This window comes from Pseudomonas sp. AK-TSAG1-1, assembly GCF_056821665.1.
This window is the reverse complement of record NZ_CM165965.1, coordinates 3,148,632-3,167,058: the sequence shown is the minus strand read 5'-3', so window position 1 is coordinate 3,167,058 and position 18,427 is coordinate 3,148,632. Positions and strand designations below refer to the sequence as shown.

The following is an 18,427-nucleotide window of genomic DNA, read 5'->3' as shown; positions in this document are numbered from 1 at the left end:
ATGCCTGAAACCCTGCCGGCGGGGGTTGCTTCGGCATCCCTCGCCCAGCGCTCACGTGCCAGCCGCGCCCTCACTGGTCGAGGGGGATCGTGGGTGGTCGTTCTGGCGATTATCGTTTCCTTGCTGTCGCTGCTGCCGATCGGATTCGTGATCGGCGTGTCGTGGTACACCGGCTGGGCAACCATCGAAGCCATGGTGTTTCGCCCACGCGTGGCCGAATTACTGATCAACACCGTTCTGCTGGTGCTGATCACCCTCCCCATCTGCGTGGTGCTCGGCACGGCGCTGGCCTGGTTGACCGAACGCAGCAATCTGCCCGGGCGACGCCTCTGGTCATTGCTTGCGGTTGCGCCGCTGGCGGTCCCGGCGTTCGTCCACAGCTATGCGTGGGTCAGCCTGGTGCCTTCGATTCATGGATTGCCGGCCGGGGTGCTGGTGTCGGTGATTGCGTACTTTCCGTTTCTCTATCTGCCGGTGGCCGCGACGTTGCGTCGTCTCGATCCAGCCATTGAAGACGTTGCCGAATCACTCGGACTCAAACCCCGGGCGGTGTTCTTGCGCGTGGTATTGCCGCAACTGCGACTGGCGATCTGCGGTGGTGCGTTGCTGGTCGGCCTGCACTTGCTGGCCGAATACGGCCTGTACGCGATGATCCGTTTCGACACCTTCACCACGGCCATCTTCGACCAGTTCAAATCGACCTTCAACGGCCCGGCCGCGAACATGCTCGCCGGGGTCTTGGCACTTTGCTGCCTGGCAATGCTGAGCGCCGAGTCCGCTGCCCGTGGCAAGGCGCGCTATGCCCGGGTCGGTTCGGGCAGCGCCCGCGAGCAGCGCACGGTGCGTTTGAGTCGCGGTGCGATGGTCTTTGGCCTCGGCTTGCAAATCGTCACCTGCCTGCTGGCCCTCGGCGTGCCGCTGCTGACGCTGGGCCGCTGGCTGATTGCCGGTGGCGTAGAGGTCTGGGAAGGTGGCGAGTGGCTGCCGGCACTGCTTCAAACGTTGGCATTGGGTGTCGCTGGCGCGCTATTGACCACTGTGGCGGCGATCCCGATAGCCTGGCTGTCGATCCGTGCTCCCGGCCGATTGCAGCGCTTGCTCGAAGGCTGCAATTACATCACCAGTTCGCTGCCCGGCATTGTTGTGGCGCTGGCTTTGGTGACGGTCACCATTCACTTCGCGCGGCCGATCTACCAGACCACCCTTACCGTGCTGCTGGCGTACTTGCTGATGTTCCTGCCGCGCGCGCTGGTCAGCCTGCGCGCCGGTTTCGCACAGGCACCGGTAGAGCTGGAAAACATCGCCCAAAGCCTAGGCCGATCCCCCGTGCGCGCCCTGTGGCTGATCACCCTGCGCCTGGCTGCGCCGGGAGCGGCTGCCGGCGCGGCACTGGTGTTTCTGGCGATCACCAATGAATTGACCGCCACCCTGCTGCTCGCGCCTAACGGCACGCGCACCCTGGCCACCGGTTTCTGGGCCATGACCAGCGAAATCGACTACGCCGCCGCAGCGCCTTATGCCCTGCTGATGATCGTGCTCTCGCTGCCGTTGACGGCCATTCTCTATCACCAATCAAGACGTACGGCTGGCCGATGAACGCTCTCGAAATCACCTCTCTCAGCAAAGCCTTCGGCGCCCAGACCGCGCTGGATGATATCTGCCTCTCAGTGCCTTCGGGCAGCCGTACGGTCATCGTCGGGCCGTCCGGGTCCGGCAAAACCACCTTGTTGCGGATGATTGCCGGGTTCGAGTTTCCCGATGCCGGCAGCCTGTCGCTCAACGGCGAAGTGCTGGTCGACAGCACTCACGCGGTGCCGGCCTATCAACGCCAGATCGGCTATGTGCCGCAGGACGGCGCGCTGTTCCCGCACATGACCGTTGCCGCCAACATCGGCTTCGGCCTGACCCAGACCGGCACCGCGAGAAACCAGCGCATCCTTGAGTTGATGGACAGCGTAGCGCTGGACGCCAACATGGCGACGCGCTGGCCTCACGAATTGTCCGGCGGCCAGCAGCAACGTGTTTCGCTGGCGCGGGCCTTGGCCCAACAACCTCGCCTGATGCTGCTCGACGAGCCGTTTTCAGCGCTCGACACCGGTTTGCGCGGGGCCATGCGCAAAATGGTGGCACGGCTGCTGGAGAACGCCGGGGTGACCACCATTCTGGTTACCCATGATCAAAGCGAAGCGTTGTCGTTCGCCGACCAGTTGGCGGTGATGCGCGGCGGTCGCCTGGTGCAATCCGGGCATCCGATGGACCTTTATCGCTATCCGAGCGACGAGCAGACGGCGCACTTCCTCGGCGAAGCCGTGGTCATGCCAGCGCGGATCGAGTCCGGCTGGGCGCATTGCGATCTCGGGCGTGTGGCCGTCAACGCCAACGGTTTTGCCGGCAGCGCGCAGATCATGCTGCGGCCCGAGCAACTGCAGATTTGCGAGGTTCCTGCCGAGACCCAAGGCTGCCATGCGGTCGTGACCGAGCGGGATTTCGGGGGCAACACCTGCACCCTGACCGTCGAACTGCGCCCGCAGGCCGCTCAGGACATCGGGCGTTCGCTGTTGGTGCGCAGTACCGGCATGCATGCGCCACCGGCCGGTAGCGCCGTGCAGTTGTCGATTCTCGGTGCAGCGCACGTTTTTGACATGCGCTGATCACAGGTCGAAGCGGTCCACCGCCCGCCGCCGTTCGTTGTCATCACGGACATCGTAATTGGCGGTCGTTTGAATGTTGCTGTGGTGAGCAAGTTTCTGCGCGATCGACAGATCGTGCTCCTCGATCACCCGGGTGATGAACGAGCGACGGAAGTCGTGAGGCATGATCTTCACCCCCACCTGCGTGCCGCGCTGACGGGCGATGTAATAGATCGCGTGTTTGGTGATGCGCTCGCGGGTGATGTGGCTGCCACGGCGAATGCGGTTGAACAGGAAAGCATCGTCGCTCTCGCCTTCCTTGAGCTGCGAACGGCGCAACTCAAGCCAGGCATCGAGTTTGGCGAAGGCCCAGGCCGGGGCGTACTTGATCAACTGCTTGTTGCCCTTGGCGGTGACGCACAGGCTGCGCTCGCTGAAATCGACCTGGTTCAGGTCCAGATCCACTGACTCCGACTTGCGCATGCCGGTGCCGTACAGCAGTGCAATCACTGCGGCATCGCGCAGGCCCTGCGGGCGCGGGTCGGCGGCGCAGACTTCCATCAATTCGTGAATCAGCGTGCGTTTCAGATTACGCCCCTGCGACAACCGGGTGCCGGCGATGCCTTTTACCGAACGCATCTTCAGCAGGTGTTCCTGAGTAATCAGGCTCATGCGCCACGCTTCGTTCATTACCCCACGCACCGCATTTACATACATTGACGAGGTATTGGGCGCGTAGTTGTCTTCGCGCAAAGCAGCGACTAACGCCACGACATCTTCCGGTTGCAACGCGTGCCACGGGATCTCTTCGACATTCATGTCTTCGAACCCCAGACGGTCGGCAGCGTCTTGTAAAACGTAACGCATGGTGAGTTGGCTGGAAGGGGCCAAACGCGCCAGATACAAGGACATAGGGTTGGTTTTCGGGGTAACGGCAGGTAAAGCGGGTAAGTCAATCAAACGAAAGGCCTTGATTAAAAACTGTTCAACACAACAACTAACAACTGCAATCTACTTAATATAAAACACGCGTGACTCTGTCGGACTTAGCAAAAAAGCGCTGCGACAAACGCTGCAAGCCTGAACAGTGGCTGTATGAAGGGGAGATAAATGATTCACCGACCGGTTTTTCATATTCCTTTCACAAAATCGGGAATAACCTTGGGCCCGACTGATCCTCAGCCGATATCGCCCAACCTGCCGGGCAACGCCTGAAAAGTCAACCAGCTCCCGACGTCCTGTCTTTTAGGCAAACGCTTGATGCAAAACCTTTTTTTGCGTCTACTCTGGAATTGGATCCGATGAAAATCAGAGGGATCTGTCCATCATTATCCGTTACGAGGTGCCCATGTCTCAGGCGTTTCTCCCCTTCTCCCGCCCTAGTATCGGCGAAGAAGAAATTGCAGCTGTCGAGCAGGTTTTACGCTCAGGCTGGATCACGACCGGGCCAAAAAATCAGGCACTCGAAGAACAATTCGCGCAATACGTAGGCTGCAAACATGCCGTGGCACTGTCTTCGGCCACCGGCGGGATGCACATCACCCTGCTGGCGTTGGGCATCGGCCCGGGCGATGAAGTCATCACCCCGTCGCAGACCTGGGTGTCGACCGCCAACATGATTTCCCTGCTCGGCGCCAAACCGGTGTTCGTCGATGTCGACCGCGATACGCTGATGACCGACGCTGCGCGCATCGAAGCGGCCATCACCCCGCGCACCAAGGCGATCATCCCGGTGCACTACGCCGGCGCCGCATTCGATCTCGATCCGCTGTATGCCCTGGCCGACAAGCATGGCATCCCGGTCATCGAAGATGCCGCTCATGCCGCGGGCACGCGCTACAAGGGGCGTCACGTCGGCTCGCAAGGCACCGCGATCTTCTCGTTCCACGCGATCAAGAACATGACCTGCGCCGAAGGCGCGATGTTCGTCACCGACGACGAAGCGCTGGCCAGCCGCGTGCGCATGCTCAAATTCCACGGCCTGGGCGTCGATGCCTACGACCGTCTGACCGGTGGCCGCAAGCCGCAGGCGCAAGTGATGGAGCCGGGGTTCAAATACAACCTGGCCGACATCAACGCCGCGATTGCCCTGGTGCAGCTGCAACGCCTGGACGAAATCAACGCCCGTCGCACCGAACTGGCCACCCACTACCTGCAAAGGTTCGAAGGCCTGCCGGTGCAACCGCTGGCCCTGCCCGCCTACGCCCAGCAACACGCCTGGCACCTGTTCATCCTGCGCATCGACAGCGAGCGCTGTGGCATGGACCGCGAAGCCTTCATGAAGGCTTTGCAGGATCAGGGCATCGGCACCGGTATCCATTTCATTGCTACCCACCTGCACACCTGGTATCGCCAGCGTGACCCAGACCTGTACCTGCCCAATACCGAATGGAACTCGGCGCGGCTGTGCTCGATCCCGCTGTTCCCCGACATGACCGGTCAAGACCTTGACCGCGTGGTCGGTGCCATCGAACAAATCATGGAAAAACGCCTGTGAAACCTTATCCAATCCGCAGTGTGTCGATCGTCATCCCGGTCTACAACGAACAGGAAAGCCTGCCGGAACTGCTGCGCCGTACCGAAGCGGCCTGCCGTCAGCTGAATCACGATTTTGAAATCGTGCTGGTCGACGACGGTAGCCGTGACGAATCGGCGAACATGCTCGAAGAAGCCGCTGGCCGTGAAAACAGCCCGTTCGTGGCGGTCATTCTCAACCGCAACTATGGTCAGCACGCGGCGATCATGGCCGGTTTCGAACAGTGCAAGGGCGACGTGGTGATTACCCTCGACGCCGACCTGCAGAACCCGCCAGAAGAAATTCCACGACTGGTGGCCGAGGCCGAAAAAGGTTACGACGTGGTTGGCACCGTGCGTGGCAACCGTCAGGATTCGGCCCTGCGCCGTTATCCGTCGAAGCTCATCAACCTTGCCGTGCAACGCTCCACCGGCGTGGCCATGAGCGACTACGGCTGCATGCTGCGCGCCTACCGCCGCACCATCATCGACGCGATGCTCGCCTGCCGCGAACGCAGCACGTTCATCCCGATCCTGGCCAACAGCTTCGCCCGTCACACCACCGAAATCGTCGTGGCCCACGCCGAGCGTGAACACGGCGACTCGAAATACAGCCCGATGCGCCTGATCAACCTGATGTTCGATCTGGTCACCTGCATGACCACCACCCCGCTGCGCCTGCTGAGCATCGTCGGCTTTGCCATGGCCGGCCTGGGTGTGTTGTTCGCCGTTGCACTGATCATTCTGCGTCTGGCCTTCGGTGCCGGTTGGGCCGGCGACGGTACCTTCGTGCTGTTCGCCGTGCTCTTCGTGTTTACCGGTGGTCAATTCATCGGCATGGGGCTTTTGGGTGAATACCTGGGCCGTATGTACAGCGATGTGCGTGCCCGCCCACGTTTCTTCATCGAAAAGGTGTTGCGCAGCCAGCCGGCCGATCCGGCCCCTGCCGTCACCGTTGATGGTCTTTCTTCTACCGCTACTTCTTCCACTTCCGATCAGGTTCTCTCATGAGTGCAAAAACTGTTGTCTTCGCCTACCACGATATTGGCTGCGCCGGCATTGAAGCCCTGCTCAACAGCGGCTATGACATTGCAGCAGTGTTCACTCACGCCGATGATCCGAAAGAAAATGCTTTCTATGCATCGGTTGCACAACTGTGCGCCAGCAAAGGCATCCCGGTGCACGCGCCGGAAGACGCCAACCACCCACTGTGGATCGAGCGCATCGCCAAGCTGGACCCGGAGTACATTTTCTCCTTCTACTATCGCAACCTGCTGAGCGAGCCACTGCTGGCCCTGGCCAAAAAAGGCGCGTTCAACCTGCACGGCTCGCTGCTGCCACGCTACCGTGGCCGCGCTCCGGCGAACTGGGTGCTGGTCAACGGCGAAACCGAAACCGGCGTCACCCTGCACCGCATGGTCAAGCGCGCTGATGCTGGCGCCATTGTTGCCCAGCAGCGCGTTGCCATCGAGCGCAGCGACACCGGCCTGACCCTGCACGCCAAACTGCGCACGGCCGCCAGCGACCTGCTGCGCGACACCCTGCCGAACATGCTGCAAGGCAAGATCACCGAAACCCCGCAGGACGAATCCAAGGCCACCGTATTTGGCCGTCGTACCCCGGCAGACGGCAAACTGGTCTGGGCCAAACCGGCCGAAGAACTGTTCAACCTGGTTCGCGCCGTCACCCGTCCTTACCCGGGCGCCTTCTGCGCTGTGGGCGAGCATAAACTGATCGTCTGGAGCGCCGAAGTCGTCAAAGGCAACGAAGGCCAGGCACCCGGCCGCGTGATCAGCGTCGATCCGCTGCGCATTGCCTGCGGTCAAGACTCGCTGGTGATCAACGCCGGTCAGCGCAACGACAACGGTCTGTACCTCAGCGGCCCGCAACTGGCCAACGAACTGGGTCTGGTTGACGGTTCGCTGCTGCGCGGTGCCGAGTCCGGTCGTGCACCACGTCGCACCCGCGTGCTGATCCTCGGTGTCAACGGCTTCATCGGTAACCACCTGTCCGAGCGTCTGCTGCGTGACGACCGCTACGAAGTCTATGGTCTGGACATCGGTTCCGACGCCATCGAGCGTCTGCGCAGCCACCCCAACTTCCACTTCGTTGAAGGCGACATCAGCATTCACTCCGAGTGGATCGAGTACCACATCAAGAAATGCGACGTGGTCCTGCCGCTGGTGGCCATCGCCACCCCGATCGAATACACCCGCAACCCGCTGCGCGTATTCGAACTGGACTTCGAAGAAAACCTGAAACTGGTTCGCTACTGCGTCAAGTACAACAAGCGCGTGATCTTCCCGTCGACTTCCGAAGTCTATGGCATGTGCCAGGACAAGAACTTCGACGAAGACAGCTCGAACCTGATCGTCGGTCCGATCAACAAGCAGCGCTGGATCTACTCGGTCTCCAAGCAACTGCTGGACCGCGTGATCTGGGCTTACGGCGCCAAAGGCCTGAACTTCACCCTGTTCCGTCCGTTCAACTGGATGGGCCCGCGCCTGGACCGTCTGGATTCGGCCCGTATCGGCAGCTCCCGCGCCATCACCCAGTTGATCCTCAACCTGGTCGAAGGTACGCCAATCCGTCTGTTCGACGGTGGCGAGCAGAAGCGCTGCTTCACCGACATCGCTGATGGCGTCGAGGCACTGGCCCGCATCATCGATAACGACAACGATGTCTGCAACGGTCAGATCATCAACATCGGCAACCCGGACAACGAAGCCAGCATCCGCCAGTTGGGCGAAGAGCTGCTGCGTCAGTTCGAAGCGCACCCGCTGCGTCACAACTTCCCTCCGTTCGCCGGTTTCCGCGACGTGGAAAGCAAGGCGTTCTACGGTGCCGGTTACCAGGACGTGGAACACCGCAAGCCAAGCATTGCCAACGCCAAGCGCCTGCTGAACTGGGAGCCGACCGTGGAAATGCGCGAGACCATCGGCAATACCCTGGACTTCTTCCTGCGTGAAGCCATGCTCGAAATCGCGGACAAGAAGTAATGCAGGCAGGTCTTCGTATCGATGTCGACACCTACCGTGGCACCCGTGAAGGTGTGCCGCGACTGTTGGAGATGCTCGACGAGGCTCAGGTCAAGGCAACGTTTTTCTTCAGTGTCGGCCCGGACAACATGGGCCGGCATCTGTGGCGCCTGATCCGCCCGCAGTTCCTCTGGAAAATGCTCCGTTCCAACGCTGCCGGCCTGTACGGCTGGGACATTCTGCTGGCCGGCACTGCCTGGCCAGGCAAACCGATTGGTCGCGATCTCGGGCACCTGATGCGTCAGGCCCGGGACGCCGGTCACGAAGTCGGCCTGCACGCCTGGGATCACCATGGCTGGCAGGCCAACGCCGGGCGCTGGAGCGAGGCGCAACTGATCGAACAGATCCGTCGGGGTGTCGACACCCTCAGCGATATTCTCGGGGAAAAGATCCAGTGTTCGGCCTCCGCCGGTTGGCGTGCGGACGAACGCGTGATCCAGGCCAAGCAAACCTTCGGCTTTCGCTACAACAGCGATTGCCGCGGGCAGAGCCTGTTCCGTCCGCTGCTGGCTGATGGCACTCCGGGGGCGCCGCAAATCCCGGTGGACATGCCGACCTTCGATGAAGTCGTCGGTCCGACCGTGGCTGCCAAGGACTTCAACGCCTTCATCCTCGACCGGTTCCGTCAGCAAGCACTCAACGTCTACACCATTCATGCCGAAGTAGAAGGGATTCTGATGGCTCAGGACTTTCGTCAATTGCTGGCCGCTGCACGCCAGCGCAGTATTGACTTCAAACCACTGGGCGACTTGTTGCCCGAGTTTTTCAACACGTTGCCCGTGGGCCACGTACAACGCGGCGCACTTGAAGGCCGTGAAGGCTGGCTGGGAGTGCAAGGCGCATGAGTAAACGCTGGGCATTGCCGTTGCTGGTAGTACTTTGCCTGCTGGCGTATCTGCTGCCGCTGGGCACCCATGGTTTGTGGATTCCCGATGAAACCCGTTACGCGCAAATCAGCCAGAGCATGCTGCTGAGCGGGGACTGGGTTTCGCCACACTTCATGGGGCTGCGTTACTTCGAAAAACCGATTGCCGGCTACTGGATGATCGCCATCGGTCAGGAACTGTTCGGACAGAACCTGTTCGGCGTGCGTTTCGCTTCGGCGCTGAGCACCGGTTTGAGTGTTTTGCTGGGTTACCTGATCGCTCGCCGGTTATGGAACGACCCACGCAAGAGCTTTGTCTGCGCCCTGCTCTACATGAGCTTCACCATTGTTGCCGGCCAGGCCGGTTACGCCAACCTCGATCCGCAATTCACCTTCTGGGTCAACCTGAGCCTCGTCGCGCTGTGGTTTGCGCTGGACAGCCGCTCTGGCGGGCAACGCTTCGCCGCGTGGGCGGTACTGGGCCTGGCGTGCGGCATGGGGTTCATGACCAAGGGTTTTCTCGCCTGGGCGCTGCCGGTACTGATCGCCCTGCCGTGGATGCTCTGGCAAAAGCGCTGGCGTGAGCTGCTGGTCTTCGGTCCGGTGGCGATCGTCGTGGCGATTGCGGTCAGCCTGCCGTGGGCACTGGCGGTTCATTCCCATGAACCGGACTACTGGCGATTCTTCTTCTGGCATGAACACATTCGCCGTTTTGCCGGCGACGATGCCCAGCATGATTCGCCGTGGTGGTTCTATCTGCCGTTGCTGGTGGCGTTCAGCCTGCCGTGGGTCGGTCTGTTGCCGACCAGCTTCAAGCAAGCCTGGCAAACCCGCGCTCAACCGGCCATTGCGTTCCTGCTGTTGTGGTTGCTGATGCCACTGCTGTTTTTCAGCCTGAGCAACGGCAAGCTGCCGACCTACATCCTGCCTTGCCTGCTGCCGATGGCGTTGCTGCTGGGCAATGCGCTGGCGGACCGGTTGCGCCTTGAACAGGGCCGTGCCTTGAGCATCAACGGCCTGCTCAATCTGCTGCTGGGCATTGTGCTGCTGATTGCGCTGGTTTATCTGCAACTGAAAAAGCCCGTGTATGACCACGAACTGCACAGCATGGTGCTGGTGTTCATTGCACTGATCGGCTGGATCATCGCCAACCTGGCGCAAGCGTTCCTGCCGTTGCAATGCTGGGCGGCACCGGCGCTGGGCAGCCTGCTGCTGATCGGTGTCCTGCCGGCGGCATTGCCCAAGTCCGTGGTGTCCAACAAGACTCCGGACCAGTTCATCCTGCATCACCTGGACGAGTTGTCCGGCACCACTCACTTGTTGAGCAACGACCTGGGCGCGGCCTCGGCGCTGGCCTGGCGTCTGCAGCGGCCAAACGTCGCGTTGTACAACACCGTGGGCGAGTTGAAGTACGGCTTGTCCTACCCGGAAGGCGCCGAACAGCGGATCACCACCGACAAGGTGCAAGCCTGGATGCGTGATGCCCGTCGTACCGGTTCGGTCGGCGTGGTCATGCGGGTCAAGGGCGATGACGAGCTGCACGAAGTCGACCTGTTGCCCAAGGACGGTACCCGCTACGAGCAAGGCAATCTGGTGATCATGGTTCTGCCCAAGGACCCGTCATGAGCTGGATCTTGCTGCTGACGGCATGCCTGCTGACCTGCCTGGGTCAGGTTGCGCAGAAATACGCGGTTGAGAGCTGGCGCGGGGTCGACTCATCCTGGGCGGACAAACTGCGTTCGCCCTGGCTGTGGCTGGCACTTGTGGCGCTGGGCAGCGGCTTGCTGGTCTGGCTGCTGGTCCTGCAACGGCTGGAAGTCGGCATCGCTTACCCGATGCTCAGCCTCAACTTTGTACTGATCACGCTGATCGCACGGTTTGTCTTCCGTGAACCGGTCGACCGCCGCCATTGGCTGGGCGTCGCCCTGGTGATCGGCGGTGTGGTGCTGTTGGGGCAACACTCATGAGTCAGGGACGTGGAATCGCTTTTGCTCTGGGCAGCGTGCTGTTGGTCAGCGGTGCCCAGTTGGGCATGCGCTGGAGCATGACGCGCCTGCCGCAGCCGGAACAATGGTGGTCGGCGCTCACTGCCGGCAGCGTCGACCTTGTCGCGCTGGGCGTGGTGTTCGTGGCCATTCTGGCTTACGCGCTGTCGATGCTCTGCTGGCTCGCCGCCCTGCGCGATCTGCCGCTGGGTCGGGCTTATTCGCTGCTGAGCATCAGTTACGCGCTGGTTTATCTGCTGGCGGCCAGTCTGCCGCTGTTCAACGAATCATTCAGTCTCACTAAATCACTGGGCGTGGCACTGGTCATGCTCGGGGTCATCACTATTAACACTCGTCCGTCTCGTGCGCCCGAATTCAGGAGTGCTCCATGAAAATCACAGTATTTGGTAGCGGTTATGTCGGTCTGGTGCAGGCCGCCGTGTTGGCCGAAGTCGGTCACGACGTCGTGTGCATGGACATCGACCAGAAGAAAGTCGAACTGCTGCGCCAGGGTCACGTCAGCATCTTTGAACCGGGGCTTTCGAGCCTGGTACGCGAAGGCCTGGACTCCAGCCGCCTGCATTTCACCTCCGATGAAAAACTCGCTGTGCAACACGGTCGCGTTGCGTTCATTGCGGTCGGTACGCCGTCCAGCGAAGACGGCTCGGCCGATCTGAAGTACGTGCTGTCGGTGGGTGACGCCGTGTCGCGTCATCGTGAGCAGCCGCTGATTCTGGTGGAGAAATCCACCGTACCGGTCGGCACCGGCGATACCCTGCGCGCGCACATCCAGGCCGCGCTGGACAAGGCTGGCCGTCAACTGCAGTTCGATATCGTCTCCAACCCGGAATTCCTCAAGGAAGGTTCGGCGGTGTCCGACTGCCGTCGTCCGGACCGCATCGTCATCGGCTGTGAAGGTGACGAAGTGCGCGACGTGATGCGCGACCTGTACTCGCCGTTCAACCGCAACCATGACCGCATCATGTTCATGGACCTGCGCAGCGCCGAACTGACCAAATACGCCGCCAACTGCATGCTGGCGACCAAGATCAGCTTCATCAACCAGATCGCCGAACTGGCCGAACACCTGGGCGCCGACATCGAGTCGGTCCGTCAGGGCATCGGTGCCGACACCCGCATCGGTTATCACTTCATCTACCCGGGCTGCGGTTACGGCGGCTCGTGCTTCCCCAAAGACATGCGCGCCCTGATCCACAGTGCCGAGCAGGCCCATTGCTCCAGCGACCTGCTGCAAGCGGTCGAGGCGATCAACGAGCGGCAGAAGCACAAGCTGTTCGACCGCATCAACGCGTTCTACAAGGGCGACCTGCGCGGCAAGACCTTCGCCCTGTGGGGCCTGGCGTTCAAGCCGAACACCGATGACATGCGCGATGCGCCAAGCCGCGTATTGCTCGATTCTCTGTTCGCCGCCGGCGCCAGCGTGCGCGCGTTCGACCCGGAAGCGATGCAGGAAACCCAGCATCTGTACCCGAACGAAGAAAAACTGATGCTGATGGGCACCCCGGAATCGGTGCTGTCGGGCTCCGATGCGCTGATCATCTGCACCGAATGGCAGCAGTTCAAGGCGCCGGATTTCGACCTGATCGAGCAACGTCTGAAAGCCCCGGTGATCTTCGACGGCCGCAACCTGTACGACGCCGAACGTCTGGCGCGCAACGGCTTCAAGTACTTCCCGATCGGCCGTGGTGATTCGCGCAAATTGCCGATCCCGCTGCAACAGTGGCCTAACTCCGTGGACGTCGCTTGATCACGTTGTCGCCTGTCATCCGCCGGCAGTCCCTGATCGCAGGGCTGCTGGCACTGTTGCTGTTTATAGCCGGGGTTTACGGACAGGCTCCCATTGGCTTCGATTCACGCTTCGTACTGTTTGCCCAAGAGATGTTGAGACACGGGCCTACGGTATTCCCGACCACCTACGGCCAGCCATACGCCGATTATTCGGCGGTTTCGACGCTGTTCATCTGGTTGTTGTCGCTGCCCTTCGGCGCGGTCAACACGTTGACAGCATGGCTGCCCAGCGCGATTGCCGGCGCGGTGATCGTGACTTTGATGTACCGCTTGCTGGCGGTGCATTCGCAGCGTTGGGCGTTGATCAGCATTGCGCTGTTGATGCTCACCAGCACCTTCATCACCGAAGTGCGCGCCGTATCGCAGGACCTGATGCTCGCCGCCGTGGCCCTGTCGGTGTTTTACCTGGGCTACGCGCACGACCATTTCGGCTCCCGCCGCCGCTGGCCGCTGATCTTTGTTCTTTTGTTGCTGGGTTTTGGTATTCGCGGGCCAATCGGCCTCGTGGTGCCGACCGGCATGCTCTGCAGCTACTTTCTGCTCAACCGTGAGTGGAAACGCCTGTTGGTGTTCGGTGTGCTCGCCTCGATCCTGCTCGCCGCGTGCGTCGGCCTGCTGTTGTGGCTGGCAAAGCTCAGCGGTGGCGAAGCCTTCTTGCAGGACGTGATTCGCATGCAGTTCATGGGGCGCATGGATGGCAGTGAAGGCGTTAGCGGCTCGCTGTATTACTTCACCAGTTCCATGGGCAACTACGCGCTGGCGTATCCGTTGGCGATCCTCGCGTTGGCCGCGACCTGGCTGAGCAAACCGCATCAACGTGGTCCGGCGTTGCGCCTGGTTCAATACTGCGCGGCCGCCGGGCTGATCGTGATGGTCGGCCTGTCGATTCCGCAGGCGAAGAAGGCGCGTTACCTGCTGCCGATGCTGCCAATGGCAGCGATCATCGCAGCCTACCCGTTCCAGGTACTGCACGGGCGGGTGTTCCGGGTATTGCGCGGCTTGATTCAGGGGCTGTGGCTGCTGACGCCGGGTTTGCTGATGGTGGTTCTGCTGGTGGCCAAGCGGCGGTTTCCCGAGCAACTGAACGGCCTCACCCTGATACTGGTCGTGCTGGGCGTCCTGCAATTGCTCGCGCTTTCGCGTTTGCTGTTCCCGCGCTGGCGTGCCGAAGTGTTGGCACTGTGCTCGGTTCTCGCGTTGTGGACGGTGTATGCCGCGGTGTTCGAGCCGGTGGAGCGGCGTCTGTATGACACGCAGACGTTCAGTCGCGCCGCGTTCGCTCAAGTCCAGGCCAATCCGGCACCGCTGGTGCTGCACGGCATGGGCAAAGACGCCAAGGCGATCAAGTTCATGGTCAACGTCGAGCACGACCTGCAGCCGCAGTTCACCGAGACGGTGCAGCAACTCGAAACCATCAAGGGCCCGGCGTGGCTGATGATGGACAGCAAGGACCTGCAAACACTGCAAGGCACCGCGCTGGCCGGCCTGCAACCGGTGGTGACGGGTAGCTTCGACAAGAACGATTACGTGCTGTTGTACATCAAACCCTTGTAGCGGTTGGCGAAGGCTGCGATCTTCTGGTCTTTTTCAAGATCAAACGATCGCAGCCATCGGCACCGCTTACATGACCCTCACGATTCGCCCCGCACGGGCTACTGACGCATCCGCCCTCCCCGCCATCGAACGCTCGGCCGCCGAGCTGTTTCGCGTCGATCCGACCCTTGCCTGGCTCGCCGACAGTGACGTGGCAAGCGCCGTACAACATCGCCAGGCCATCGAGCAGGCCCACGTCTGGGTTGCCGAAAGCGCCACTGCGCAACTCGCAGGATTTATCCGCGCGCTGGACGTCGGCGACCAACTGCACATTGAAGAAGTGTCGGTCAGCCTGGCGTTTCAGGGACAAGGCGCGGGTCGTCAACTGGTGATGGCCGCGATTGAGCATGCGCGCCACCGGCAGATGCGTGCCGTGACCCTGACCACCTTTCGCGATGTGCCGTGGAATGCGCCTTTTTATCAGCGGATGGGCTTTGTCATCGCCGCGCCGGATGAGCTTGAGGCGCACTTGCTCGAGGCGCTGCACAAGGAAGTCGAACATGGCTTTGCCGCCGAGCGACGCTGCGCCATGCACCTGATATTGCCCTGAGCCGACAAATCCCTTGTCGGCGTGAGCCTGCTCGCGATAGCGTCCTCTCGATCAACTGTGTTGGCGCCTGAAACCCGGCACTCGCGAGCAGGCTCGCTCCCAAAAATAAGGACATTTGCACAGCCGTGGCCACTTACTCCCGCCTGATCCGCCGCCTGATGGTCACCTCGTTGACCATCGTCATCAGCCGTGCGCTGATCAGTCCGCTACTGACCCTGTTCCTCAGCAACAAACTGGGCCTCAACCCGCAGGATGTCGGTTTGTTGCTGGGTATCGCGGTGTTCAGCGCCACGCTGTTCTCGCTGTACGGCGGTTACATCATCGATCGGCTCGACAAGCGCCGGCTGTTGATCCTGACCATGCTCTCCAGCGGCATTGGCCTGATCCTGCTGACCTTCGCGCAAAATCTGTATCTGGTCACGCTGGTGCTGATCATCAGTGAAACGGCTTCAGCGCTGTTCCTGATCTGCTCCAAGGCGATCCTCAGTGAAAATCTGCCGGTGGGCCAGCGGGTCAAGGCGTTTTCGCTGAACTACACACTGACCAATATTGGTTACGCCATCGGCCCGATGATTGGCGTAGTGATTGCCGGGATCTGGCCCTCGGTGCCGTTCATCGTCGCGGGCCTGATTGCCTGTGGCAGCATTCTCCTGTTGCTGGGCGTCTCCCGTGAGGTAAACCCTCTGGCGTCGGCCAGCCAATCGCAAAGCTTTGTGAAAACCCTGATCATCCTGAAAAACGACCGCACGATGATCCTGTTTACCCTCGGTTGCCTGCTCAGTACGCTGGTGCACGGGCGCTTCACCCTGTACCTGTCGCAATACCTGCTGGCGACCCACACCCAACAACAGACGCTCGACACCATGGCCGCCCTGCTCGCCTGCAACGCGATCACAGTGATCCTGCTGCAATACCAGATCGGCCGTTTTCTCAAGCGCGAGCACCTGCGCTTCTGGATTGCCGGCGGCACCGCGTTGTTCATCGTCGGTCTGATCGGCTTCAGCTTGGCGGACAGCCTCGTTGGCTGGTGCGTGGCGATGTTTATCTTCACCCTCGGCGAGATGATCATCTACCCGGCGGATTTCCTTTTTGTCGACACTCTCGCTCCAGAAGAACTGCGCGGCAGTTACTACGGTGCACAGAACCTCGCCGCGCTGGGCGGCGCGGTGAGCCCGGTGATGTGTGGGTTCCTGCTGATGCACACGCCGGCGCCAAGCATGTTCTACGCTTTGAGCGCTCTGGCAGCGCTGGGTGGGTATTTGTGTTTTGTCAGTGGGCGGCGTGTGGCGACAATTCAAAAATAATGCACTGAAGCAGCATTTATATGAATTTGTCAGCATCGAGTTTGCACGGCACACTGTGCGCGTTCCTCCCCCAATAGTTGGAACGCTTCGAGGACTTTCCGAAACGGACAAGTCCTTTTTTTTGCCCCGAATTTAGCGCAAGGACCCGATTCACATGCTCGCTCGCTGGTTGCCCGCCGCCATCAACACCCGCCCCACCGAATGGAGCCGCGCCGCCATTGGCATGGCGTTGGGCACGCTGTTCAGCGTCTGGGCGTGCGGTCAGGTGTTCGGCCATGAAGTCGCCTATCACCTGATCGGGCCACTGGGCGCATCGGCGGTGTTGCTGTTCGCTGTGTCTTCCGGCGCGCTCGCGCAACCGTGGTCGATCATCGGCGGCTACCTGTGCGCCAGTGTTGTCGCGCTACTGGTGGCCCACGTGCTGGGTCGAACCTTGGGCAGCGCGTGTCTGGCGGCAGGCATGGCGCTGATCCTGATGTGCTGGCTGCGCTGCCTGCACCCACCGGCCGGTGCGCTCGCGCTGACGCTGGTACTGGCCGATCCGGCAACCGTCGCCCTGGACTGGAAAGCCATGGAGCCGGTGATGCTGGCCGCTGCGTGCATGCTGCTCAGCGCTCTGGTCTACAACAACCTGACGCGCATCCGCTACCCGAAACGCCCGACCGAGCCCGCGCCATTGATGACGCCGATCGACAACCAGGCCATCACCGCCGCTGACTTGAAACTGGCACTGGCGGATATGCAAGCGTTTATCGACGTCACGCCCGAGGATCTCGAACAACTGATTCACGCCAGCGAGCTGCACGCCAAACGCCGCAGCATTGGCGAAGTTTTCACCCGATAAACATCTGAAACAGTGTGGCGAGAGAACGTGCTCCCTCGCCACACTGGCTAGTCGTGCACTGCTGCAAAAACGCAAACTCCCCCTGCACATATCCCCGTTGTACACGGCAAATTTGCACTGTTACGATCCGTTAACGCTCGCGCGCGAGCTTCTCGAATAAAGACAATAAAAGCAGGGAGTTAGTGATGACTGCTCAGGCTTCATCCCCGCGGACCCCGTCCATGGATGCCACGCAAAACGAAGTGCTGGCCGAGGTTCGCAATCACATCGGTCACCTGACCCTCAACCGCCCCGCCGGTCTCAACGCCATCACCCTCGACATGGTTCGCCAGTTGCAGCAGCAACTCGACGCCTGGGCCACTGACCCCAGTGTGCTGGCCGTGGTGTTGCGCGGTGCCGGGGAAAAGGCTTTCTGCGCCGGTGGCGATATCCGTTCCCTGTACGACAGTTTCAAAAGCGGCGACACGCTGCACGAAGATTTCTTCGTCGAGGAATACGCCCTCGACCTGACGATTCATCACTACCGCAAACCGGTGCTGGCCCTGATGGACGGCTTTGTCCTCGGCGGCGGCATGGGCCTGGTGCAAGGTGCGGATTTGCGGGTGGTTACCGAAAAGAGCCGCCTGGCGATGCCGGAAGTGGCCATCGGTTATTTTCCGGATGTCGGCGGCAGCTATTTCCTCTCGCGGATTCCCGGTGAACTGGGGGTCTATCTGGGCGTCAGCGGCGTGCAGATCCGCTCGGCCGATGCGCTGTATTGCGGGCTGGCCGACTGGTACGTCGACAGCAGCAAACTGCCGAGCCTGGACGAGCAACTCGATCACCTGGAATGGCACGACACGCCGCTCAAGGACCTGCAAAGCCTGCTCGCCAAAAATGGCGTGCAGACCCTGGCCGATGCACCGTTGCAACAGCTGCGCCCGGCCATCGACCACTTCTTCGCCCTGCCGGACGTGCCGAGCATCGTCGAGCAGCTGCGTGCGGTGACGGTCGCCGACAGTCACGCCTGGGCCACCGCCACTGCTGACCTGCTGGAGACCCGCTCACCGCTGGCAATGGCCGTGACCCTGGAGATGCTTCGCCGTGGCCGGCAACTGAGCCTGGAACACTGCTTCGCCCTCGAACTGCATCTGGATCGCCAGTGGTTCGAACGCGGCGACCTGATCGAAGGCGTGCGCGCCCTGCTGATCGACAAAGACAAGACACCACGCTGGAACCCACCGACCCTCGCTGCGCTGGACGCCGGGCACGTCGCGAGTTTTTTCCACGGGTTTACTGAGAGCGGGAGCTGAGCC

At 61.3% G+C, this 18,427-nt stretch carries 16 protein-coding genes; 15 read left to right on the top strand and 1 reads right to left on the bottom strand.

Translation table 11 applies throughout. From position 1 onward, the window contains the following. Window positions 1-1,596, top strand: a complete 1,596-nt coding sequence (locus AC1UK9_RS14070; RefSeq protein WP_482577698.1) for an ABC transporter permease — start codon at window positions 1-3, stop codon at window positions 1,594-1,596. Beyond that, window positions 1,593-2,651, top strand: coding sequence for an ABC transporter ATP-binding protein (locus AC1UK9_RS14065; RefSeq protein WP_482577696.1), 1,059 nt, complete (start codon window positions 1,593-1,595; stop codon window positions 2,649-2,651). The genes AC1UK9_RS14070 and AC1UK9_RS14065 overlap by 4 nt, the downstream gene beginning before the upstream one ends. Here AC1UK9_RS14065 and AC1UK9_RS14060 read toward each other — a convergent pair whose 3' ends face one another. Next, window positions 2,652-3,542, bottom strand: a complete 891-nt coding sequence (locus tag AC1UK9_RS14060; RefSeq protein ID WP_482577695.1) for a site-specific integrase — start codon at window positions 3,540-3,542, stop codon at window positions 2,652-2,654. Window positions 3,543-3,978: 436 nt separating this feature from the next. Between AC1UK9_RS14060 and arnB the strand changes: the two genes are divergently transcribed. The 13 genes from arnB to AC1UK9_RS13995 all read left to right on the top strand — a co-directional run bounded on the left by arnB (window position 3,979) and on the right by AC1UK9_RS13995 (window position 18,424). Then, window positions 3,979-5,127 (top strand): UDP-4-amino-4-deoxy-L-arabinose aminotransferase, encoded by a 1,149-nt coding sequence (gene arnB, locus AC1UK9_RS14055; RefSeq protein ID WP_025109800.1) that lies wholly within the window; start codon window positions 3,979-3,981, stop codon window positions 5,125-5,127. Further along, window positions 5,124-6,155: an undecaprenyl-phosphate 4-deoxy-4-formamido-L-arabinose transferase gene (gene arnC, locus AC1UK9_RS14050; protein ID WP_025109801.1), complete on the top strand. Its 1,032-nt coding sequence runs from the start codon at window positions 5,124-5,126 to the stop codon at window positions 6,153-6,155. Before arnB ends, arnC begins: the two co-directional genes overlap by 4 nt. Then, the gene (gene arnA, locus AC1UK9_RS14045) at window positions 6,152-8,143 is read left to right on the top strand and encodes a bifunctional UDP-4-amino-4-deoxy-L-arabinose formyltransferase/UDP-glucuronic acid oxidase ArnA (protein WP_025109802.1); all 1,992 of its coding nucleotides are present in this window, start codon (window positions 6,152-6,154) and stop codon (window positions 8,141-8,143) included. Before arnC ends, arnA begins: the two co-directional genes overlap by 4 nt. Beyond that, window positions 8,143-9,027 carry a 4-deoxy-4-formamido-L-arabinose-phosphoundecaprenol deformylase gene (arnD, locus tag AC1UK9_RS14040; RefSeq protein ID WP_025109803.1) on the top strand — a complete coding sequence of 295 codons (885 nt, stop codon included), beginning with the start codon at window positions 8,143-8,145 and terminating at the stop codon, window positions 9,025-9,027. Before arnA ends, arnD begins: the two co-directional genes overlap by 1 nt. After that, window positions 9,024-10,673 carry a lipid IV(A) 4-amino-4-deoxy-L-arabinosyltransferase gene (arnT, locus tag AC1UK9_RS14035; RefSeq protein WP_025109804.1) on the top strand — a complete coding sequence of 550 codons (1,650 nt, stop codon included), beginning with the start codon at window positions 9,024-9,026 and terminating at the stop codon, window positions 10,671-10,673. Before arnD ends, arnT begins: the two co-directional genes overlap by 4 nt. Beyond that, on the top strand, window positions 10,670-11,014 hold the full coding sequence (arnE, locus tag AC1UK9_RS14030; RefSeq protein WP_025109805.1) for a 4-amino-4-deoxy-L-arabinose-phosphoundecaprenol flippase subunit ArnE: 345 nt from the start codon (window positions 10,670-10,672) through the stop codon (window positions 11,012-11,014). The genes arnT and arnE overlap by 4 nt, the downstream gene beginning before the upstream one ends. After that, a complete protein-coding gene (gene arnF / locus AC1UK9_RS14025; protein WP_025109806.1) occupies window positions 11,011-11,424 on the top strand; it encodes a 4-amino-4-deoxy-L-arabinose-phosphoundecaprenol flippase subunit ArnF in 414 nt (137 codons plus the stop codon). The genes arnE and arnF overlap by 4 nt, the downstream gene beginning before the upstream one ends. Further along, the gene (locus AC1UK9_RS14020; RefSeq protein ID WP_025109807.1) at window positions 11,421-12,800 is read left to right on the top strand and encodes a UDP-glucose dehydrogenase family protein; all 1,380 of its coding nucleotides are present in this window, start codon (window positions 11,421-11,423) and stop codon (window positions 12,798-12,800) included. Before arnF ends, AC1UK9_RS14020 begins: the two co-directional genes overlap by 4 nt. Beyond that, complete coding sequence (locus AC1UK9_RS14015) at window positions 12,797-14,395, top strand: ArnT family glycosyltransferase (RefSeq protein ID WP_482577693.1); 1,599 nt, start codon at window positions 12,797-12,799, stop codon at window positions 14,393-14,395. Before AC1UK9_RS14020 ends, AC1UK9_RS14015 begins: the two co-directional genes overlap by 4 nt. Before the next feature lie 70 nt (window positions 14,396-14,465). After that, on the top strand, window positions 14,466-14,984 hold the full coding sequence (locus tag AC1UK9_RS14010) for a GNAT family N-acetyltransferase (RefSeq protein WP_482577692.1): 519 nt from the start codon (window positions 14,466-14,468) through the stop codon (window positions 14,982-14,984). Window positions 14,985-15,109: 125 nt separating this feature from the next. Next, window positions 15,110-16,288, top strand: coding sequence for an MFS transporter (locus tag AC1UK9_RS14005; RefSeq protein ID WP_482577690.1), 1,179 nt, complete (start codon window positions 15,110-15,112; stop codon window positions 16,286-16,288). 154 nt (window positions 16,289-16,442) lie between these two features. After that, on the top strand, window positions 16,443-17,132 hold the full coding sequence (locus AC1UK9_RS14000) for an HPP family protein (RefSeq protein ID WP_025109811.1): 690 nt from the start codon (window positions 16,443-16,445) through the stop codon (window positions 17,130-17,132). Window positions 17,133-17,317: 185 nt separating this feature from the next. Further along, a complete protein-coding gene (locus tag AC1UK9_RS13995; RefSeq protein WP_482577689.1) occupies window positions 17,318-18,424 on the top strand; it encodes an enoyl-CoA hydratase/isomerase family protein in 1,107 nt (368 codons plus the stop codon). Window positions 18,425-18,427 lie beyond the last annotated feature (3 nt).